General features: G+C 32.1%; 22 protein-coding genes. 18 read left to right on the forward strand and 4 right to left on the reverse strand.

Features of this window, described 5'->3' with window-relative positions; translation table 11 throughout:
* Window positions 1-42: 42 nt before the first annotated feature.
* The 14 genes from ACLHDE_RS05280 (at window position 43) to ACLHDE_RS05345 (ending at window position 15555) form a co-directional block, all read left to right on the forward strand.
* Window positions 43-1263, forward strand: coding sequence for an MATE family efflux transporter (locus tag ACLHDE_RS05280; RefSeq protein WP_415398160.1), 1221 nt, complete (start codon window positions 43-45; stop codon window positions 1261-1263).
* Window positions 1264-1373: 110 nt separating this feature from the next.
* Window positions 1374-3485: an EAL domain-containing protein gene (locus tag ACLHDE_RS05285; RefSeq protein ID WP_415398161.1), complete on the forward strand. Its 2112-nt coding sequence runs from the start codon at window positions 1374-1376 to the stop codon at window positions 3483-3485.
* 16 nt (window positions 3486-3501) lie between these two features.
* A complete protein-coding gene (locus ACLHDE_RS05290; RefSeq protein ID WP_415398162.1) occupies window positions 3502-4719 on the forward strand; it encodes a hypothetical protein in 1218 nt (405 codons plus the stop codon).
* A 25-nt stretch (window positions 4720-4744) separates the two neighbouring features.
* Window positions 4745-6706: an NAD-dependent DNA ligase LigA gene (ligA, locus tag ACLHDE_RS05295; protein ID WP_415398163.1), complete on the forward strand. Its 1962-nt coding sequence runs from the start codon at window positions 4745-4747 to the stop codon at window positions 6704-6706.
* The gene (locus ACLHDE_RS05300) at window positions 6707-7252 is read left to right on the forward strand and encodes an outer membrane beta-barrel protein (protein ID WP_415398164.1); all 546 of its coding nucleotides are present in this window, start codon (window positions 6707-6709) and stop codon (window positions 7250-7252) included.
* Window positions 7252-7959: a TlyA family RNA methyltransferase gene (locus ACLHDE_RS05305; protein ID WP_415398165.1), complete on the forward strand. Its 708-nt coding sequence runs from the start codon at window positions 7252-7254 to the stop codon at window positions 7957-7959. Before ACLHDE_RS05300 ends, ACLHDE_RS05305 begins: the two co-directional genes overlap by 1 nt.
* A complete protein-coding gene (locus tag ACLHDE_RS05310) occupies window positions 7949-8770 on the forward strand; it encodes a bifunctional riboflavin kinase/FAD synthetase (protein ID WP_415398514.1) in 822 nt (273 codons plus the stop codon). Before ACLHDE_RS05305 ends, ACLHDE_RS05310 begins: the two co-directional genes overlap by 11 nt.
* Window positions 8771-8860: 90 nt before the next feature.
* Window positions 8861-9892: a tRNA pseudouridine(13) synthase TruD gene (locus ACLHDE_RS05315; protein ID WP_415398166.1), complete on the forward strand. Its 1032-nt coding sequence runs from the start codon at window positions 8861-8863 to the stop codon at window positions 9890-9892.
* Window positions 9893-9992: 100 nt separating this feature from the next.
* Window positions 9993-10667: a F0F1 ATP synthase subunit A gene (locus tag ACLHDE_RS05320; protein WP_415398167.1), complete on the forward strand. Its 675-nt coding sequence runs from the start codon at window positions 9993-9995 to the stop codon at window positions 10665-10667.
* A gap of 16 nt (window positions 10668-10683) precedes the next feature.
* Window positions 10684-10947 carry a hypothetical protein gene (locus ACLHDE_RS05325; protein WP_415398168.1) on the forward strand — a complete coding sequence of 88 codons (264 nt, stop codon included), beginning with the start codon at window positions 10684-10686 and terminating at the stop codon, window positions 10945-10947.
* Between the two features lie 62 nt (window positions 10948-11009).
* A complete protein-coding gene (gatB, locus tag ACLHDE_RS05330) occupies window positions 11010-12434 on the forward strand; it encodes an Asp-tRNA(Asn)/Glu-tRNA(Gln) amidotransferase subunit GatB (protein ID WP_415398169.1) in 1425 nt (474 codons plus the stop codon).
* 4 nt (window positions 12435-12438) lie between these two features.
* Window positions 12439-14004, forward strand: coding sequence for an ion transporter (locus ACLHDE_RS05335; protein ID WP_415398170.1), 1566 nt, complete (start codon window positions 12439-12441; stop codon window positions 14002-14004).
* Window positions 13997-14668 carry a TrkA C-terminal domain-containing protein gene (locus ACLHDE_RS05340; RefSeq protein ID WP_415398171.1) on the forward strand — a complete coding sequence of 224 codons (672 nt, stop codon included), beginning with the start codon at window positions 13997-13999 and terminating at the stop codon, window positions 14666-14668. Before ACLHDE_RS05335 ends, ACLHDE_RS05340 begins: the two co-directional genes overlap by 8 nt.
* Window positions 14665-15555, forward strand: coding sequence for an NAD(P)H-dependent glycerol-3-phosphate dehydrogenase (locus tag ACLHDE_RS05345; protein WP_415398172.1), 891 nt, complete (start codon window positions 14665-14667; stop codon window positions 15553-15555). The genes ACLHDE_RS05340 and ACLHDE_RS05345 overlap by 4 nt, the downstream gene beginning before the upstream one ends.
* A 2-nt stretch (window positions 15556-15557) precedes the next feature.
* Here ACLHDE_RS05345 and ACLHDE_RS05350 read toward each other — a convergent pair whose 3' ends face one another.
* Window positions 15558-15746: a c-type cytochrome gene (locus ACLHDE_RS05350; RefSeq protein WP_415398173.1), complete on the reverse strand. Its 189-nt coding sequence runs from the start codon at window positions 15744-15746 to the stop codon at window positions 15558-15560.
* Between the two features lie 92 nt (window positions 15747-15838).
* On the opposite strand from ACLHDE_RS05350, the gene ACLHDE_RS05355 reads away from it, so the two are divergent.
* On the forward strand, window positions 15839-17197 hold the full coding sequence (locus tag ACLHDE_RS05355; protein ID WP_415398174.1) for an SLC13 family permease: 1359 nt from the start codon (window positions 15839-15841) through the stop codon (window positions 17195-17197).
* Here the strand turns inward: ACLHDE_RS05355 and ACLHDE_RS05360 are convergent.
* Window positions 17190-17405 (reverse strand): hypothetical protein, encoded by a 216-nt coding sequence (locus ACLHDE_RS05360; RefSeq protein ID WP_415398175.1) that lies wholly within the window; start codon window positions 17403-17405, stop codon window positions 17190-17192. The two genes, ACLHDE_RS05355 and ACLHDE_RS05360, sit on opposite strands and share 8 nt — an antisense overlap.
* A gap of 39 nt (window positions 17406-17444) precedes the next feature.
* Here ACLHDE_RS05360 and ACLHDE_RS05365 point away from each other — a divergent pair, with 39 nt between their 5' ends.
* The 3 genes from ACLHDE_RS05365 (at window position 17445) to ACLHDE_RS05375 (ending at window position 20135) form a co-directional block, all read left to right on the forward strand.
* On the forward strand, window positions 17445-17735 hold the full coding sequence (locus ACLHDE_RS05365) for a Dabb family protein (protein WP_415398176.1): 291 nt from the start codon (window positions 17445-17447) through the stop codon (window positions 17733-17735).
* A 1114-nt stretch (window positions 17736-18849) separates the two neighbouring features.
* Entirely contained in the window at window positions 18850-19320 is a 471-nt protein-coding gene (locus tag ACLHDE_RS05370; protein WP_415398177.1) for a DsrE family protein, read from the forward strand.
* 32 nt (window positions 19321-19352) lie between these two features.
* A complete protein-coding gene (locus ACLHDE_RS05375) occupies window positions 19353-20135 on the forward strand; it encodes an alpha/beta fold hydrolase (RefSeq protein WP_415398178.1) in 783 nt (260 codons plus the stop codon).
* Here the strand turns inward: ACLHDE_RS05375 and nosD are convergent.
* Both nosD and ACLHDE_RS05385 read right to left on the reverse strand, forming a co-directional pair.
* Window positions 20132-21355 carry a nitrous oxide reductase family maturation protein NosD gene (nosD, locus tag ACLHDE_RS05380; protein WP_415398179.1) on the reverse strand — a complete coding sequence of 408 codons (1224 nt, stop codon included), beginning with the start codon at window positions 21353-21355 and terminating at the stop codon, window positions 20132-20134. The two genes, ACLHDE_RS05375 and nosD, sit on opposite strands and share 4 nt — an antisense overlap.
* 18 nt (window positions 21356-21373) lie before the next feature.
* Complete coding sequence (locus tag ACLHDE_RS05385) at window positions 21374-21898, reverse strand: PAS domain-containing protein (protein WP_415398180.1); 525 nt, start codon at window positions 21896-21898, stop codon at window positions 21374-21376.

Raw genomic sequence — 21898 nt, forward strand, 5'->3', positions numbered from 1 at the left:
AAGCACCTAGTTGATATCTTACAAGTTCTTATAGATATGCTTATGGTCGGTATGGTTAGTGTATCTGCACTTGCTGCAGTTGGTATGAGTATGCAGTTTATGATGGTTATAAATGTTTTGATGACACTATATGTAGTTGGTGGAAATGCACTTATTTCGAGATTTATTGGACAAGGACGTAAAAGACGTGCATCTGCACTACTTTATGGATTGAGTGTTTTTGCGATTATCTTGTCAGTTTTTGTAACTATAGGCGGTTATTTTGGAAGTTCACATATATACGCACTTATGGGTGCATCTGAAGATGTAATCTCTCAGGGTTCAATGTACTTTAAAATACTTTCTTTGGGAATAGTTGTCATATTTATAGATAACCTTCTTTATAATGCTCTCTCAGCTGCCGGAGATACAAAAAGTTCACTCTATATAAAACTCTTTTCTGCCGCAATTAATGCTTTTTTAAATTATGTTTTGATTTTTGGTCATTACGGTTTTGAAGCATATGGCATTGAAGGTGCGGCATATGCGACTGTAATAGCATATATATTTAATGTCATCGCGTATTATTTTCTTATAAAAAAATCAAACTCTAAGTTAAACCTTATCCCAATAATCCGCATAAAAGATATGATAAGAGCTTGGCACGTAGGTTGGAGTGCAGCGCTTGATCGCGCTATCTCTAGTATGTCATTTTTAGTTTTTGTCTCTATCATTACAGCATATGGTACAGCAGAACTGGCAGGTTATCAGGTTGGTCTTCGTATTGAAGGCATCGCATTTATGCCAGGCTTTGGTTTTGCAATTGCTGCTATGGCATTGGTAGGTCAAAATATTGGAGCTGCTAATAAAGAGAGAGCTTATAATATGGGAGTAATTAGTGGAAGAATTGCTTATATATTTATGGGAAGTGTCGGAATTGTTTTAATAACAATTCCTGAAGTGTTAGTATCTTTTTTTACTCAAGATATCGCGACAATTAAAGTAGCATCTTATTATCTTATATTAGTTGGCTTAGCTCAGATTCCTTTAGCTATTATGTTTGTATACTCTGGTGCCTTAAGAGGTGCAGGTGCGACTAAGACTACTCTAAAAATAAACGTTCTATCTTTATGGTTTTTAAGGGTTATACCATCATATATAGCCTATAAAATGGGTTATGGGATTATTATGATATTTATAATTATGAATATAGAAACACTACTAAAAGGTTTGATATATTGGTATATATATCAAAAGAGAGAGTGGTTAAATACCAAAGTTTGAATTAAAATGTTACAATATACAAAAATATTAAAATTTATAATAGTGAGCAATAGTGAGCAATATTGAATATTCCTGAGCAGACGAAACAAAAGACACTCTTACTAGTTATTGTGGTATTACTAATATCATGGATAGTAGGATATGTATTTTTAGATTATCAGTTTGAAAAGTCTACAAATGATCAGATAAATAATATAACTAAGTCTACTGAGAAACTTTTTAATAGTAAACTAAAAGAAGAAGATAAAATTTTAAAGCTCAGACTTAATAGCGTAGTCTCAGCTGATGGACTCTCTGAAGCTATAGCTAATGCTGATTATGAAAAAATAAACTCTATCGTCACTCCATATTATAATCATCTTAAATCAATAAATCCTGATATTAAAATTCTTACATTCCGATCTAAAGATGGAATCACACTGTATCGTGCGCATAAGCCTGACTTTCGTGGTGACGTAGTAAATAAAAAAAGAAAACTTATAATAGATACAAACACTATGCAAAGATCTTTTAGTGGCTTTGAAGTTGGTAAGCTAGAGATGACTTATCGTACAACTGAAGCTATTTTTTATAAAAATAGATATGTTGGAAATGTAGAGCTTGGTGTATCACCAAAACTATTTATAAAAGATTTTAAAACAGTCTTTAAAATAGATATTGGTATAGCAATAGATAAATCACTCACAGATATTATGCTTGAGCAAGACAAAGTATCTATAGATGATAAATATACCCTTATAAAAGGTAGTAAGATTTTAAAAAAGTATTTTACAAATCCTGAAGTCTTGTCTGATTTTAAAATAGATACGAATTTGCCTCTACAAAATCATATCTCTGAAACATTAGGATTTTTAGTTCTTGGATTTAATATCTCTAGTATAGTTAAACAAAATAGAGCTTTTATGTACAAGTTGCTTTTTATTGGAATATTTGTAGCCTTACTTCTTGTATTAGTACTACATGAAAGTTTTAACATAATGCTAAAACATTTTACAAAGCAAGTTTATACGGATCACTTAACAGGGCTTAGAAATAGACAATCCTTAAATGATGAACTATTTTTAGCGCAAAGCAATGTTCTTATTCTAAGTAATATAAAAGAGTTCAGTCTTTTAAATGAGCTTTATGGTGTTGATGTTGGTAATGAGGTTTTACAACAAGCAGCAAATGAATTTCAAAGCTTTGCGACTGAACATGACTTTATTGCCTATAGAGTTTCATCAGATGAGTATGTACTCTTAAAGCAGGACTTAAACTTCGAAGAAGATATCTATAATGAGATGTTAAATGAATTGCATAGTAGAATAAATACTCTTCCTGTTTACATTGGGGTAATAGAAGAGACTCTAAGAATAGAAATATATTCTGGACTAGCTTTTGATCATGAACACTCTCTTGAAGAGGCTCAGATGGCACTTAGAAAAGCTAAAGAGAAATCTCTTCCTTATCTTGCATACTCTCAAAGCGTAGATACTAAAAAGAACTCTGAGCGTATTTTAGGTATGAAAAAAATTATTAGACATGCTTTGGAGAATAAAAATGTTATTCCATTTTTTCAACCCATAACAGATAAAAATGGTAAAATACTTAAATATGAAGCCTTAGTGCGAATAGTTGATTTTGAAAATGGTAAGAAAAATATAATATTACCTGATGACTTTTTGCCTGTTGCCATAAAAAGTGGACTATACATAGAAGTCGCACAAGAGATGCTATTTCAAGCACTCTCTTTCTTCTCAGAGAGAAACGAGAAGATATCTGTAAACTTACTTCCAAATGATTTTTTTAACTATGCTCTTATGGATAAATTAGTAACGCTAATAAAGAAATTTGAATCACCTGGAAAAATAGTCATAGAAATCACGGAGCAAGAGGGTGTAGAAGATTTTGATAGACTTATGAAAATTATTGAGAAATTAAGACAAAAAGGTGTTTTAATAGCTATTGATGATTTTGGTAGCGGATATGCAAACTATACTCATATATTAAAAATAAAACCTGATTATCTAAAGATAGACGGCTCACTTATTAAAAATATATTAGTTGATAATGAATCAAAAATTTTAGTAAAAAGTATTATACGATTTGCTAAGGATTTAGAGACTAAAACTATTGCAGAATATGTAGAGAATGAAGAGATATTTAAACTTCTTAAAGAGTATGGTGTAGATGAGTTCCAGGGTTATTATTTTGGTCGTCCTACAGATTTAATAAATAGTTGAGGAAGAGATAAAAATAGTGAAGAATTTAATAAACGATATTATATGTCTTATTGAAAGTAATGATGAGTTGATAGAATATAAAAATAATCAAATTATCATAATGTCAAATGGACTTAAAAGTGCAATTTGTGCATTGATAGAAGAGAATAATAATAAAAATTTTGATGAAAAAGATGTGATTAAATTAGCTGTTAGAAAAGCATTAGAACTTAAGAAAAATGATGTAGTAGTAATTAAAAAACAGCATATTTTTATTAAGATTTTTAATAAGATTAGTACAAACGAGTATAACAAAGAAGAACGTAGATTTAATGGAATTGATAAGCAAGAGTTGGAAGTATTCTATAATAAGCATTTTTCAAAAGAAAGTAGCAGAAAATTTTTTATGATAATTGTTAAAAAATTTGTAGAGTTGCATTTTGAAGAACAAAGAATCGATAATAATATATATGAAAAAAATGTCTATGTCTATATACAAAAGATTATAGTAGAAGAATTAGTTGTTAAATTTGATAATCCTGTAGAATTTTTAAAAGGTTTTAGTGGTTATATTTTTAGAATTCATTTCAATAGTGTTTTTGACTCAATTGCTGAATATATGCTAAATGAGATTTCAATGTCAAATGAATATATGGTTGATTTTTTAAAGTATTACTCTCTAAATATTGTCATAGTCGATGGAATGAAATATAAAGTACCTGAATTAGAAACTGATGGTGGTTTAAAGTGGAATGTTATTTCAATGTTGTCAATAGCTAAAATATATATTAGAACAAGAGCATCGGTAATTAAACTTCAAAAAGAGATTCATACACTTGATGAACAAATAGTTGCGTTATTTATAGGTAAACTCTCACCGACAGAATATAATAATGATTATAATAAGAAGAAGCAAAAACTTACTGATGAATTAAGATACAAAAATGAGAAACTAGAAGACCTATTAGATGAAGTGCATAGAATAAAAAACAATGAGCTTAAAGAGCCTATTAAAAAAGAAATAGAAGTAGCTAAAAAAGCTATAATAACTATAAAGAAAACATTGGAACAACTTGCTACAAAAGAGATAAAGAGAAATGTAATAGATAAACATTTAAAACTAGAACGTGAAATTGAAAGTTTGCGTAGAGGACTAAAATCTCAAGAGAAGATATTAACTCAAAATAAAAAATCATTTCTTTCAATTAAAACTTCACTCGTAAAAGCTCTAATATCAAAAAAACAGCGTATGTAAATTAACTTTGAGATAGAATTCCATTATGAAATTAATAGATTATAAAAAAGCAGTTGAGCAGTTAAACCTATACTCATATAACTATTATGTACTTGACGATCCTATTACAACGGATGAAGTTTACGATAACCTTTACCATGAGGTTGTAGAGTATGAACAGAAGAATAAAAATGATATTTTAGCATCTTCACCTACACAGAGAATAGGTGATATAGTCTCTAGTGGATTTACAAAGGCTTCGCATCTATCACGTATGTGGTCTTTAGAAGATATTTTTGACTCACAAGGTCTAGAAAAATGGCTTACTAAGACATATAAACTTGATAGTAATATCTCATTTTATTGTGAGCCAAAGTTTGATGGGGCAAGTCTTAATCTTATATATGAAAATGGTGAACTCATTCATGGAATCACTCGTGGTGATGGAACGGTTGGTGAGCTAATAACTCAAAATGTGAAAACTATTCGTTCTATTCCACTTACAATAGAACATAAACAACGTATAGAAATACGTGGTGAAGTAGTGATTTTTAAAGATGAGTTTGACAAAATAAACGAAGCAAGATTAAAAGCAGGCGAAGCAGTTTTTGCAAATCCTAGAAATGCAGCTGCGGGAAGTTTACGACAGTTAGATTCAAGCATCACTGCATCTAGGAACCTAGTATTTTTACCTTATGGCGTTGGTGTAGATTCACTTGAATATAAACTGCTTAGTGAGAAAATGGCTTATATCTATGAACTTGGATTTAGAAAACCGCCTCAAAGAGCTACTTGTAAAGGCTACGATGAGATAGAAGCTATATATGAAGTTATGAAAAAAGATAGAGATAGCTATTCTATGATGCTCGATGGTATGGTTATAAAAGTCAATGAGATAGCATCTCAGATAGATATGGGCTATACGGTTAAAAATCCTCGTTTTTCAGTTGCATATAAATTTCCGGCAGTTGAGAAGATAACGACTGTAAGGGGTATTGTGCTTCAAGTTGGACGAAGTGGAGCAGTTACTCCTGTAGCTCAGGTTGAACCTACAGATATAGATGGTGTTATAGTTGAACGTGCGACTCTTCATAACTTTGATGAGATAGATAGAAAAGATATTCGTCTAAATGATAAGGTAATAATCCTTAGAAGTGGTGATGTTATACCTAAAATCATTAAAGTCCTTACTCATGAGAGAGATGGAAGCGAAGTTCCTTACGCTCGTCCGACACTTTGTCCAGTTTGTAAAAGTGAGCTTTTGGATGAAGGTGTTTTGTTGAAGTGTCAAAACTTGGAGTGTGAGGCTAGGGTGGTAAACTCTATTATCTATTTCGCATCTAAGCCATGTCTGAATATTGATGGTTTGGGAAATAAGATAGTAGAAACACTATTTACTTCAGGACTTGTAAAGAGTGTTGTTGACTTGTTTGATTTGACGCTAGATAAACTTTTAGCTCTTGAAGGTTTTAAGCAGAAGAAGTCTCAAAACCTTCTAGACTCTTTAGAAGCTGCCAAAGGAAGTGAGTACTGGAGATTTATAAACTCTTTGGGCATAGAGCATATTGGAGAGGTGGCATCTAAGACTTTGAGTGAGAACTTTGGTTCATCATTCATAGATGCATCTAAAGAAGAAATAATAGCATGTGAAGGTATCGGTGAAGAGATGGCAGAGTCTCTCTTGGAGTTTGTAAGAGTAAACAGTGAGACTATACTAACCCTGCAAGAGATATTAAAACCGCTTGAGCCTCTGCAAAAAGCTGAAGCGGTAGAAAACCCTTTTAAAGGCAAAACTGCTGTTTTAACTGGAACTATGAGCGAATCACGCGGTGCAATCAAAGAGATGCTAGAAGAGTTTGGTGCTAAAGTCTCCGGTTCTGTTTCTAAAAAGACAGACTTTTTGATTTACGGTGAAGATGCCGGAAGTAAATATGACAAAGCGATGAGTCTTGGAGTTGAGTGTTTAACAGAAGATGAGATGAGAAATAAAATAAGTGAGAGCCAATAGATGAAGATAATTTTATCAATACTGCTATTTTGTAGTGTTTTATTAGCAGACAGAGATGGTGGACCATATATAGGTTTTGGCTATGGAGTTTCTGAATTTTTTGATGATGGTGTCTTTAAAGAGGTAAATAAAGACAGCTCCGATACAATGATATTTTATGTTGGTGCATATATAAATAAACACCTATCTGTAGAACTAGCTAAAGTTGAGTTTAACTCTGGAAATTCATATGAGGCTGTTGACAACTCTAACCAAGATACGACTTTAACTTTCTCCTCTTTAAATGTAAGTACTCTGGCTCATTATGCTTTTTTTGATGATAGTTTAGATTTTTATGCAAAGTTTGGTGTAGGTGAGATGGATGCTGCAGGTGTAGGTTCTACAGGATTTACAATGATATATGGAGTTGGAGTAGGTTATAGAATTACTGATGCCTTAAGTGTTAAGGTGGCCTATGATAACTACGATATTGATTATCAAGAAAATACTACAGAACGTACTATGAATATTAAGCTTATGTATAGTGCTATTGAGTATCAGTTTTAATGAGACTTGACAACTATCTTGTAAATCATTCATTAGCTGGAAGTAGGACTAAAGCACAAACACTTATAAAAGATGGTTTGGTAAGTGTAAATGCTAAAGTATCTATAAAGAGTTCATTAAAAATAGAAGAAGGGGATGAGGTTATTGTGACAGAGCATAAGGAGTATGTCTCTCGTTCTGCACATAAACTAAGTTCATTCTTAGAAGAACTTAAACTTGATATTAAAGATAGTGTAGCTTTAGATATAGGTGCATCTACGGGTGGATTTACTCAGGTGCTTTTAGAGTTTGGAGTGAAAGAAGTAAGTGCTGTAGATGTAGGCAAAGAGCAACTGCATAAAACTCTCTTGGAGGATAAACGGGTTTTATCTTTTGAGAGTTGTGATATAAGAAAGTTTCAAAGTGAGAAAACTTTTGACATAGTTGTAAGTGATGTTGCCTTTATATCGCTACTAAATATTTTAGATGATATAGATAGACTAGCATCAAATAAAATTATACTTCTGTTTAAACCACAGTTTGAAGTTGGACGTGAAGCCAAAAGAGACAATCACGGAGTTGTTCTTGATGAAAAAGCTATTATGAATGCTATGATAAAATTTGAAGATGCCGCTACATTAAAAGGATGGAAGCTTATTATGAAGTCTCCATCAAAATTAACAGGAAAGGAGGGTAACCTTGAGTATTGCTACTGCTATGAAAAATAGTACTGCTATAGCCATCGGTGGTTTTGATGGTATGCATATAGGACATCAGCATCTTTTTGCGGAGCTTGATGAAAATGGGACTATTGTTGTTATTGAGACAGGGTATGCAAATCTTACACCTAAAAAAGAGCGTGAACATTTTTCTCACTATCCGATACTCTATCTTGAACTTGACGAAATTCGTCACTTAGATGGAGAAGGATTTATATCTCTACTTAAAAGTAAATTCCCAAAACTCCAAAAGATAGTTGTTGGTTATGACTTTCATTTTGGTAAAGATAGAAAGTATTCATTTGAAGATTTGGATACTCTTTTTAATTCAGAGGTGAAAGTTGTTGCTGAGGTTACCCACAATGGTGATTCAGTTCACTCTCACAAAATTAGAGCAAAACTGCAAATAGGTGACATAAAAGGTGCAAATGACTTTTTAGGACACAACTATACTATAAATGGAGCTTTAGTAGCCGGACAAGGTATAGGTAAAAAAGAGCTAGTTGCTACTATAAACATCCAAGCAACAGGCTTTTTAACTCCAAAAGAGGGCGTCTATGTTACTTTGACTCGTATAGATGATGAAGAACATTATCATCCATCTGTATCTTTTGTAGGGCATAGAGTTACTACGGATGGCTCATTTGCCGTTGAGTCACATATTCTAGATGGCGAAGTATTATGTAAAAAAGAAGCTAGAATAAGTTTTGTCTCTTTTATAAGAGATAATAAAAAATTTGACTCCATTGCTGAGTTGAAAAAAGCAATAAAAAAAGATATTAATATTGCTTCACAAAAATTAAAGTTGTTACAATTATGATAGAGTAAATCTTTTTCTTCTTCGGCTAAATATTATTACATAATATTTGCTCGTCGAAGAGATTTCCACTATTAAAAGAAAGAGGACATATTGAGAAAAAGAGAATATTTACAGAGTGTTGATGAAGATATAAGTTTTAAGTTTTATCAGACTCCTACTGATTTCGTGGTCGATGAGATACCATCAACAGAGTTTAAAGGCAAGGGTAACTACCTAATACTTCATGTTGAAAAAGTTGAACTTACAACATGGGATATGGTCGCTATATTTGCTGAATATATGGCAGTTCCTGCGCAAAAAATAGGTTATGCAGGTCTAAAAGATAAACATGCAACTACTACTCAGTATATCTCTGTAGATGCATCTTATGAGAAACTACTTAAGAAGTTTTACCATAAGCAGATAAAAATATTGAGTACTACGAGACACTCTCACTCCATTCGTATGGGTGATTTAGCAGGAAATAGATTTAGCATTAATCTTCATTTTGTTGATAATATAGATGCAGGCAAGATTGAAAAAGTAGCAAGAAGAATTTCTAAAGACGGTTTGCCTAACTATTTCGGTTATCAAAGATTTGGTCGTGATACTGAGAGTATTAAACAAGCAAAAGAGATGATTCAAGGAGATCTTTTTATAGAAGACAATAAGATTAAGAAATTTCTTATTTCTATCTATCAGAGTGTATTCTTTAATGATTGGCTAAGAGATAGAGTTATGCTTAGTTTAGAAAATGGTGAAACTAAATTTAAACTGCTTGAAGGTGATGTTTATCTCTCACATGATGGCAAGTTATCTACGCCGAAAATTATGCCGACAAATGATTATAATAGCAAAAAGGTAGTTCCTACTGGGCTTCTATGTGGTAGAGATGTTTTTCGTGCTCGCTCAGATGCAAGAGAGATAGAAAAAGAGTATGATGATGAGTTCTTACAAGACAAAGGTTATAGAAGAGAAGCTCTAATATATCCAAAAGAGATAGAGTGTACCTATGTTAAAAAGCAGACACTTTTAAATATTTCTTTCTCACTTCCAAAAGGTTCTTATGCTACAGTCTTTCTAGAATCAATTGCTGGGAAGAATTATAGTGCTAAAGATGTTAAAGCCAAAGCAAAAAAATAACAAATAAAGATGAATTTGCAAAAAAAGTATCTGCTATTATAATAATTTAATACAAGTTAGATTATAATCACGCAATTAATTTGAGACAGGGAGTACACCTATGGGTGAATTATTCACATTTTTCGGTCTAATATCTCACGATAAGACTTTTATCTACATGACACACATGTTATTATCTGCTGGTATCGCTTTGTTACTTGTAAGAGTAGCAATGTCAAACCTTCAACTAGTTCCTAAAGGGACACAGAATTTGATGGAAGCATACATCGGTGGCGTTCTTCAAATGGGTAGAGATGTAATGGGTGATGAAAATGCTCGCCGTTACGTTCCACTTGTTGCTACAATTGGTCTTTTTGTTGTTATTGCTAACTTAATTGGTGTTGTTCCAGGTTTTGAAGCTCCAACAGCATTTTTAGAAATGCCTTTAACTCTTGCTCTTGTAGTCTTTGTTTACTATAACTTTGAAGGTATTCGTCGTCAAGGTGTTATTAAATATTTCAAACACTTTATGGGTCCAGTTTGGTGGTTATATTGGTTAATGTTTCCTATAGAAATCGTTTCTCATTTTTCTCGTCTTATCTCTCTTTCTTTCCGTCTTTTTGGAAATGTAAAAGGTGATGATATGTTCTTAATGGTAATCTTGATGTTAGCTCCTTGGTTGCTTCCAATGATTCCATTTGCACTACTTACTTTTATGGCATTCTTACAAGCATTTATCTTTATGATGCTTACAACGGTTTACCTTGGTTCTGCAGTAGCAATCGAAGACCACTAAGTCTTACTAAGACAATATGCAAAAAGATAAATTCGATAGAATTATAAGTTTTTTGCTTGGAGCATCATGGGCTATAGTCATTTTTGGTGCTCTTATAACTTTTAAACTATTCCTCTTCCTAGGCTTCTCTTTAGCTCTTTTTACTACAGTTGTTTTTATTGTTATTTCTTTCTTTTTGATTTTAGGACTGGACTCTTTTGCTATAAATAGACAGAAGCTTGAAGAAGCTAAAAAACAGACTGAACTTTTAGAAAAAATATACTCCCAGCAAATCACATAAAACCCTTTAAAGCAAAAATTGGATAGAATCGATAATCAATTATTATTTATCCAAGGAAATATATGTTTGAAGTAGTTATAGGGCTTGAAGTCCATGTACAGCTAAACACAAAAACAAAACTTTTTTGCTCGTGTCCAACGAGTTTCAATCATAAACAAAATACAAATACTTGTCCAACTTGTCTAGCTCTTCCAGGTGCTTTACCTGTTCTAAATAAAGAAGTTCTGCATAAGTCAATTATGCTTGGTACTGCTATAGATGCTACTGTAAATCAGACATCATTTTTTGATAGAAAGTCTTACTTCTATCCTGATTCTCCAAGTGCATACCAGATTACTCAGCTTTATACACCTATAGTTGAACATGGTACGCTAAAGATAGACTTTGAAGATGGAAGTCATAAAATCATACGAATAAACCGTGCACATATAGAAGCAGATGCTGGTAAAAATATACATGATGGTGATATCTCTAAAGTTGATTTGAACCGTGCAGGTACCCCACTTTTAGAAATCGTCTCAGAACCAGATATGAGTAGTGCAGAGGAAGTGACTTTATATCTTAAAAAACTTCACTCAATTATCCGTTACTTAGATATTGGTGATGCAAATATGCAAGAGGGAAGTTTCCGTGTAGATGTAAATGTTTCTATAAGACCTAAAGGTGAAGAGAAGCTTTACACTCGTGTTGAGATTAAAAATATTAATAGTTTTAAATTTATCCAAAAAGCTATAGAACTTGAAGTTGCCCGTCAGAGTGAAGCTTGGGAAGATGGTGTTTATGAGCAAGAGATTTGCCAAGAGACCAGACTTTTTGATCAGGTAAAACAAGAGACTCGTTCAATGCGTGGTAAAGAAGAAGCTGCAGATTATCGTTACTTTCCAGAGCCAGATTTACTCAAGGCTGTTGTAACAGATGAGATGCTCGAAGTTTACTCTAAAATACCAGAGCTTCCAGATGCTAAAAGAGACAGATTTGTAAAAGATTATGGCATGAGTGAATATAATGCTGGTGTTGTTACATCAAGTGTTGAGATGGCTCATTTCTTTGAGACTATGATGCAAGAGGGTATTAGTGCTAAAAATGCTCTTACATGGCTTACAGTTGAGCTTCTAGGTCGTTTTAAAGGTGAGATTAATATTACAAATTCACCAGTAGATGCTAAAAAGCTTGGACATTTAGTTAAGCGTATTGAAGATAAGACTATCAGTGGTAAAGCGGCAAAAGAAGTACTTGATAAACTAATGCAAGAGAATTTGGAAGTAGATGGTGTCATAGAAGCACTAGGACTCAAGCAAGTTAGTGATACAGGAGCAATTGAAACTATGTGTGATGAAATTATTGCTGCAAATCCAGATAAAGTTGAGCAGTACAAAGGTGGGAAAGATAAACTTTTTGGTTTCTTTGTTGGTCAAGTCATGAAAGAGTCAAAAGGTAGTGCAAATCCACAGGCTGTAAATGAAGTATTAAAAGCAAAACTAGGCTAAATAAATGGGCTTATTCAAGCGTTTGATTGTAAATATTGCATATTTTATAAATACATCAGAAGCTTATCAAAGAAAAAAGCATTTTTTTTACAATTTACTAGAAAACAGTAATTACAAGTATAAAAAATATTTTGATATTTTTATGATGACACTTATCTTATTGAGTGTTGTTATTCTTATTAGAGAAGTTAAATATCCTGTTAGTGATTATCTTTTATTTTTTAGTGCATATATTATATCTATTATATTTTTTATAGAGTATATACTAAGATTTTGGATAAGCAGTAGCATTAGTAAAGTTATCATTGAACAGAGTGAACATGATATTATACTGGGACATAAGTTTAAACTTTTTAAAGCTTTAAAAAAGATAGCAAGCGACAAGTTAGCTTATGTTTTCTCAATAAAAGCCATTATCGATTTACTTGCTATATTACCATTTTTCCATGAACTAAGACTACTTCGTATATTTATACTCTTTAGGGTATTTAAACTTTTTAGATATGCAAAAAGTATACAAACTTTTACATCTATAATAACTGCTAAAAAATTTGAGTTTATAACTCTTTTTATTTTTACATCTATAATTGTATCTGTTTCATCTGTTTTGATTTATGTTATGGAAGCTAATAATCCAGATTCTCATATTAATACACTTTTTGAGGCTGTTTATTGGTCTGTTGTAACTATTTCAACAGTTGGTTTTGGAGATATTACTCCCATAACCGAAGCTGGTCGTATTGTTGCTATGGTAGTGATAATTGCAGGTATAGGTGTGTTCTCGTTTACTACTTCACTTATAGTTACATCATTTACAGAAAAATTGGATGAAATAAAAGATGTAAAATCCATTGATGATATAGCAAAGTTAAAAGAATTTTATCTTATATGTGGATATGGTATAGTTGCTAGGGAAGTTGCTAAAGAGTTGAAAAAAAATAATAATGTTATTATCATAGATGAGAACTCCCAAAAAGTAGAGTCTGCAAAAAAAGATGGTTTTACATCATTAAATTATGATCCAGGTTCTATCGAGAGTTATAAAAAACTTCGGATAGATATGGAGACTCAGATAAAAGCTATTCTTTGTTTAAGTCATAGTGATGTTCATAATGTATATACAGCTCTAACTGTTAGATCATTTAACAAAGATGTTTTTATACTCTCTACTTTGATAAATAAGACAAATAGAAACAAACTAAATTTTGCCGGTGTAAATGAAATTTTTTATGAAAAAGAGTTGGTTGGTATCATAGCTAAAGAATTTGTAGGTCAATCAGTTGCTTTTGAAGCCATCCATGCACTTAGAGAAAATTACAATGGTATAGCAGTTGAAGAAATACTTATAACTCAAAGAGTTTTAAAAAATTATGTAACAGTAGAAGATCTTCAAAATAAAAAGTACAGAATAATACTTTTAGGAGTTTATAAAAATGGTAAAAAAAGATTTTTCTTTAATCCAATAAATAGCACAATCTTAGAATTGGGTGATTATATTCTACTGATAGGAAATACAATTTTTATCAAAGAGTTTGCTCTCAGTTTAAATAAAAAGGATCAAAATGTTTGAGAGTAATGCTTTGATTTTTGGCTTAAATGATTTTACTTCTGAAATAGAAAAAAACATAGCATCTAACTATAAGAATATACATATACTTGAGTTGGCAAAAGATGGTGAAAATGGTTTTGATTTAAGTGATAACTGGGATCATTTAAAAGAAAAAGTAGATATTAATGACTCTGTTGCGTTTTGTGTTTTAGAAGATATGGCAGAAAATATATTTTTAACCATATCCCTAAGAGATACTTTTAAAGATCTCATTATAGTAGCTTTAGCCCAAGATAAAGAGAGCTCCGACAAACTAAAATTGGCTGGAGCTACTAGGATTTTACCAACTACGCAAACGACAGCGAATGTAATAGTTGAGATGCTTGAAAAACCTATAGTCACAGAGGTTCTGCATGAGATTTTATATGAAAAAAGTTCACTTAAAATAGCTCAAATAAAGATAGGAAAAAATAGTTCTTTTGAAGGGAGACATCCCGCAGATGTTGAATGGGATACTGTTCATGGAATCATAGTAATATCAGTTGTACATGAAGATATGAGTAGAGAATTTATCTACTCATCAAAATCAAAACATCATTTAATCAAAAGTGGAGATATATTTGTAGTAGTTGGATATGAAAACGATATAAAAGAGTTTGAGAAGCTAATAGGAGAAGATGAATGAGTAAAATAGGAGTTATAGGAGCAGGAAAATGGGGATCCGCATTAGCTTTTGCTCTGGGACAAAATAATGAAGTTTATATTACTTCAAGAACACCTAGAGATATTGAGAATTTTGTTTCATTAGAAGAGATTTTAAAACTTGAATATTTAGTAATTGCAATTCCAGCGCAACAAGTTTCATTATGGTTAAAAGAAAATTTTGTTTTTAACAATCAAAAAGTTTTAGTTGCTGCAAAAGGTATAGAAGCCAAAACAGGAAAGTTTTTAAATGATATTTATAGACCTTATGTACCTGATGAAAACATAGCATTTTTGTCTGGTCCATCATTTGCTACAGAAGTTCAAAAGTCTCTTCCTACCGCACTAGTAATAAACTCACATAACGAAGATCTTAGTGCAAAATTTGCTACTTTTTTCCCATCATTTATCAAAACATATACATCCACAGATGTTATGGGTGCTGAAGTTGCAGGAGCATATAAAAATGTAATTGCAATAGCTGCGGGAATATGTGAAGGACTAGGTCTTGGTAAAAATGCAGCCGCTTCACTAATTTCTCGCGGATTGGTTGAGATGCAAAGATTTGGTTATGTTTATGGAGCCAAAGAAGAAAGTTTTGTTGGACTTAGCGGAGCAGGTGATCTTTTCTTAACTGCTTCATCGACCATGAGTAGAAACTTTCGCGTAGGGCTTGGAATAGCCGCAGGAAAAAGCCAAAAAGAGATACTAGATGAGTTAGGTGAAGTAGCAGAAGGAATAGGAACTACTTATGCACTTCACAAAATCGCAAAAGAAAAAGATATATACCTACCAATTGCTACAGAAGTTTATAAAATGTTAGAGGGTGAAAACCCTCATGACAGTTTAAATAATTTTCTCTCAAGCTAATATTATTTATCTAAAATATATTCAGCAATAGCTCTAAGTTCATCATCACTTAGAGCACCTTTTTGTGAAGGCATCACACCAAAACGCTCTTTAGTTTCTTTTGTTATTTTACCAATAAGGTGACAACTTCCACATTTATTTTCAGCTAAACTCTCTATACCAGATGCTTGAACAAGTATAGAAGCTATCATAATAAAGGGTATAATTAATATTATTTTATTAGCTTTGACTTTAATCAAATCATTATGTATAATAGTTCAGATATTAATAAAAGTGAATATATATGAGCGAACACAAAGAGCAGTTTCAAAAAATAGGAGTTGGTGTACTTATTGGCATCTTTGTATTTGCAATATCACTTTTTTTATTTAACTCAACTCAGGCTTCGCTTTTAGGCTTAATAGCTTTCTTAGTTGTACTTTGGACAAACGAGGGCTTACCTCTTGCTATTGTATCTTTACTTCCTATCATACTCTTTCCAGCTTTTTCTATTTTAGATACAACTGCTACTGCTATTAACTATTCAAATCCTATTATATATTTGTTTTTAGGTGGTTTTATGCTTGCGATTGCAGTTGAAAAAAGCAATCTGCATACATGGATAGCAGATAAGATGCTCTCCTTATTTCCAAACACCCCAAGAGGAATGATTTTTTCTTTGACGATAACTTCTGGACTGCTTAGCTCAATTCTCTCAAACACTACAACAACACTTCTTCTTATGTCTATTGCCCTGTTTATTACAAATGATGTTAAGTTGAAGCTTAGATTTGCTCTTGCTATTGCTTATGGTGCTAGTGTTGGTGGGATTATGACCCCTATTGGAACTCCACCAAATCTCATCTTACTTGGAATTATGTCAAATAAAGGGATGGATACTATACCCTTTATTCAATGGATTTGGATGGTTGCTCCACTTGCTTTTATCATGTTTATCGTAGTGAGTATGATTTTAAGTTTTGGAGTTGCAAATACTTCCATATATAAAGATATACAAAAGGTAGCACTAAATACGGTGCAAAAGAAAATTTTATATCTAATTGGCGGATTAGTTTTACTTTTGCTTTTAAATGCTCCAATTGAACCTTTTTGGGGAGGTTTAGGTCTTAGTGAAGCTGGTGTCTTACTCTTTGCAGGTTTACTTCTTTTTATGCCTCCATTTAATGTGTTAGAGTGGATGGAGGATAAGGCAAAGATTCCGTATAGGATTATGTTCTTATTTGGTGCAGGTTTTTCTATAGCTAAAGCTTTTAGTGAAACAGGACTTGCATCTGAGGTTGCATCTTATCTTATTACTATGACAGAGTTACATCCTATTGTACTGCTCTTCGCAGTTGCCATGCTTATAACTTTTACAACAGAGATAACATCCAATACGGCACTTATATCTATAATGCTTCCAGTTATTTACTCCGTAGCTCAGCAGACTGGTATAAACACGACTCTGTTTATGATGGTAGCAACTCTGTGTGCTAGTTATGCTTTTATGCTCCCGATAGCCACTCCTCCAAATGCCATAGCTATGAGTAGTGGCGCAGTTGATGTTAAGAGTATGATAAAGTATGGATTTGTTTTAAATCTTGTAGGAATATTTTTGATAGTTATGATAGCTGAGTTTTTCTGGAAAGGTATTCTTACTTAGTATCGCATCTGTTGATTTTTTTGTTTTTAATCATAGTGAAGATGTCTTTTATGACAAGGAGCAAACAGATAAACCAGAGTGCATCTAATAAGTAGTTTTGATTTAGTCCATTAGAATACAAAAATGGGTAACCCACAAGATATGGCCACTTAAGAAAGTAAAAAAATAGTATGCCAACTCCATAGAGTTCTTTTAAAGTTCGTTTCATGAATGTATTATGCTAGAATTGCACTAAAAAAGGTATAAAATGATAGTTCATATTGTAATGTTCAAGTTTAAAGACGAAAATAAAGACGTAAACATAGAAGAGGTTACAAACAAACTAAACGCTCTAGTAGAGCTAATCCCTGCTTTAAAGTCGATGGAAGTTGGAGTTGATTTTAGTAAATCTGAGAGAGCATTTGATCTTTCTCTATACAGCACTTTTTGGGATAAAGAAGATCTACAAGATTACGCAGTTCACCCGGAGCATCTAAAGGTTGTTGAACTTATAAAAGAAGTTACACTTGAATCAAAAGTTGTTGATTACGTTCTTTAATATAGACTTTTTTATAAGTACCATATCGGTAGCATAGTAAATGATATTCAACCCTTGAGGTGTAATTTGGGTGTAATTGTATGACTGATAAGAAACAGGAATATTTACAAGAAAAGGCAAAACAGAAAATAATAGTCTAGAAATTAAACAGTCCAAGCAGTTTGAAGAACACTTTTATGACAATATAACAAAACTAGATAGAAACTTAGCTATACTAAATGCTTATGATGACGGCTACACACAAGTGAACATTGCAAACTATTTAAATGTATCAACATCACTAATCAGTAAGATTATAAAAAGTGGATATTCAACCCCTGGGGTGTAATTGTAATTGGAGAAGACTTAGAAAAAAGAGGTCGTAATGTTCAGTAGTAAAATATTAAAACATGCATATAAATTTATATTGATTATATTGATTTATGAACTATTTTCTACGATTAATATAAATGATGTTTTCCCTTGTTCACAATATAATAATATATTTTTTAAAACTATATGTCTAATACTGGCAGTATATAGTGCAAGTTTATATATATCTTATTTTACTTTTTTACCACATGTATATTTATTTACATCAGAGATGAGTTCGTATGCTCTTTACAATGATATTTTAGAACAGCTGATTTTAATCATACAAGTTATTACCTCTTTTAGTATTTCATATTTTATATCCAAACACTATAAGTTAGGCTATAAGTCACAATTATTTATTGCATATTTAACATATGTTTTTATAGCTCTTGCATTTACAATTTTATTTAGTAAAAGAGGAATATAAAGTAACAATGTCTTCCTTGCTAACCTATGATGGAACTAAAACTACAAACTACACCCCTCGTATAATACTAAATAGTGAAAAAAGCTATAATTTAGACAAGAAGATTCATTAGCATATCGAAATTCCGGGGACAAATTCCGGGGACAGAAATTACACCCAGTGAAGAATGGCACTAACTTAAGCAATAAAGTGGTTAAGTTAGTGCCATTCTTCACAAGGCTGTAATTGTATATTAAATTAAAACGCTATATTAAACAGTTCAAAGCATTTTCAATAATATTTTGATAGCATGTAGGTAAAGCAAGATAGAAAAACAATTTGAGGTAAGAAAAAATGAAAAAAATAGTTTTAGCATTGATGTTGCTAGTTGGTCTAAGTAGTGCTGAGGATATAACACCAAAGCTTGTCATTGATTTGACTGCTGGAAATATTAAGACATTTGAAGCAAGAGTATTAAAGGCTATAGTTGTAAATAAGAACCACTACAAGAGTAAAAACCAAGAGTTAGAAGTTGCAGTAGTTGTTCATGGAAGTGCATATAGATTTTTTGTAAATGATTTAAGTAAAACAAAATATAAAGATGATAAGGCACTTCTAGCTAAGAACAAAGAGATACAGAGTAAGATAAAATCACTACTTACTACTTACAATGTTGAGTTTTTTGCCTGCAAGACTGGAATGATAAAAAACAACCTTGTTGATGAAGATATTCTTAGTTTTGTAAAGATAGTTCCAACTGCTACAATAGCACTTATAGACAAACAAATCAGAGGTTACGCTTACCTGCTTGTTGAAGATAAATAGTTACACATACTCATTATAAAAAAGGATTTAAGATGCAAAGAAAAATTGATGGTATAGATGTCGAGACTTTTGGTGAAGTTAACAATCAAGCTATAGTTTTTATTCATGGGTTTCCTTTTGATCATACACTTTGGGATGATGTGATTAGTGAGTTTAAAGATGAGTATTATTGCATCTCGTATGATATTAGAGGTTTTGGTAAGTCAGAGATAAAGAGTGCTCAGTTTACGATGGAGAGTTATACACAAGACTTAGAGAGTGTTGTCTTGGGTCTAAAGTTGGATAAACCCATTATCTGTGGGTTTTCTATGGGTGGTTATATCGCACTTAGGGCAAATGAAAGAGAAAATTATAAGGCGTTAATACTTGCAAATACAGCAACAAATAGTGATAGTGATGAGGCAAAACTAAAAAGAGCTGCTGGCATTTCAGATATAGATGCTAAAGGAATTGAACCTTTTATAGACGCTTTTTTCTCAGCTGCTTTTAGTGAAGATTTTCTCAAGAAAGAACCACTAAAGATAGCAAACATCAAAAAAAATATCATGAACTTTAACCCAATAGGTATTAAAGCTGCACTACTTGCGATGATTAGTAGGACTGACACTACTCAAAGCTTAGAAGAGATGGATATTCCTGTTTTACTTATAACTAGCGAGAATGACAAGATAATACCTAAAGAGACTATGAAACAAATGGCAAGTAAGATAAAAAATTCAACTCTTGTTAGTTTAAGTGAGAGTGGACATGTGAGCATGATAGAAAATCCAGATGGATTTAAAAGTGCAGTGAGAAAATTCTTACAGAGTCTTTAGTATAAATTTATAGGGGTGTGCTTGAGGATAGGTTTAGTGTCTTCAAGAAGTAGTATAGGGTCTATAAATGGGGCTACTTGAGCCATGAAGTTTAGTAGTGACACGATTGGAGAAGCGTAGAAAAATTTTATTTTGTTGTTATATTGCCAGAGTCGGTCTGCGTATAGATGGATTTTGTGAGAAGTGTCTCCAATATTATCATCATTTTTGTCAAAACCGCTATATCTGTCCCAATAGTTGTACTCCACCACATTAGACTTAGTCTTAAACCCTGCGGTACTCTTTACTATATCATCAATATTTCCTATAAAATTATTATTTGAAAAAGTATTGTTACGAATAGTGAGGTGAAAGTGTATCGCCTCTTTGTTGTAAGATATTTCATTACTTACTATATATCTCTTCATCCCGACTTCTGTCCACTTCGAATCTATATATATTCCTTTAGCGTTGTATTTAAGCCTGTTGTGCTCAAATAAAAGCTTGTTTCCACCCTTTACCATTACTCCGATGCCAGCTGCCCCTTTAGAGCTTTGTATAGAGTTATTTATGATTTTTGTATTTTTTGTCATCATCAACATTAAAGAGACAGAGTTATACTTAAACTCATTTTCTTTGATGATATTATTGTTACTATGGGATATTTGTAAAGCAAATCTGGAGTTTGACATATGGTTATTTGAAATAATATTATTATTAGAGTAATTCATAGTAGCATCTCGAACTTTATCTATAATATTATTACTTATCATATTATTATGAGAGTGCCATATCTTTAGAGCGTCTCCTCTTAGACTTATATCATTGTCATAAGAAGTGATAAAATTATTAGATATGAGAGAGTCTTCTACCATTAACATATCAATGGCGTAGAGAGAGTTTAATATTTTGCAGTTACTAACTTCAGAGTTTTTAGAGTTGTTTATAAATATTGCCGAGTCAAGATTGTGCATCTGTTTACCGCTGTTTTGAATAGTCAGATTTTTTAAAACTACATTTGAACTGTTTATTGTGATGACTTTACCGACTCCACCACCGTCTATAATAGCACCATCATCCTTGCCTATGATTGAAAGAGGTTTGTTTATGACTATGTTGCCCGAGTAGATGCCATTTGGGAGTTTTAATGTAGCGCCTGGTGGGGCACTATCTATAGCTTCTTGGAGAATATTTGAGTATAGAGCAGAAATAAGAAATATAAAAAATAAAAATGTTTTCATCTCTTTTAAGCTTCTTTTTTAGTAAAATCTATGAATCTCTTCCATGATATTTGAAAATTCAATCTCTTTACCTTTTGATTTTAAAAAGTTAATTAGAGCTTCTTGAGAAGCTTCTACACCCTCACTTTTTTCTATTTTCAGAAGTTCTGCATAAAGTTTAGCGATAACTTCTATTACATGTTTAGAGATAGCTTTTCTTGAAGCGGTATAACCTATGATTTTACCTGTATCGGCATCTCTTCTTGACTCAAATTCAGTAAATATCCAGTAGTATCTGCCATCTTTTGCTAAGTTTTTAACTACAGCATTAATATTTTTACCTTGAGATATAGTCTCCCATAGAAGTTTAAAAACAATTTTTGGCATATCAGGATGTCTTATTATGCTATGGGGTTTTCCTATTAGTTCATCTTTTGAGTAACCACAAACTTCTACAAAGTAGTCATTACAAAAAGTGATTTTTCCAGTTTCGTCTGTTTCACTTACAATATATCTCTTAGGGTCCAATTGAATTTCTTCATTAAGTGGTGTTGGTCTAGACAC

The organism is Sulfurimonas iocasae, from assembly GCF_047716755.1.
In the GTDB taxonomy this organism is placed as follows: domain Bacteria; phylum Campylobacterota; class Campylobacteria; order Campylobacterales; family Sulfurimonadaceae; genus Sulfurimonas.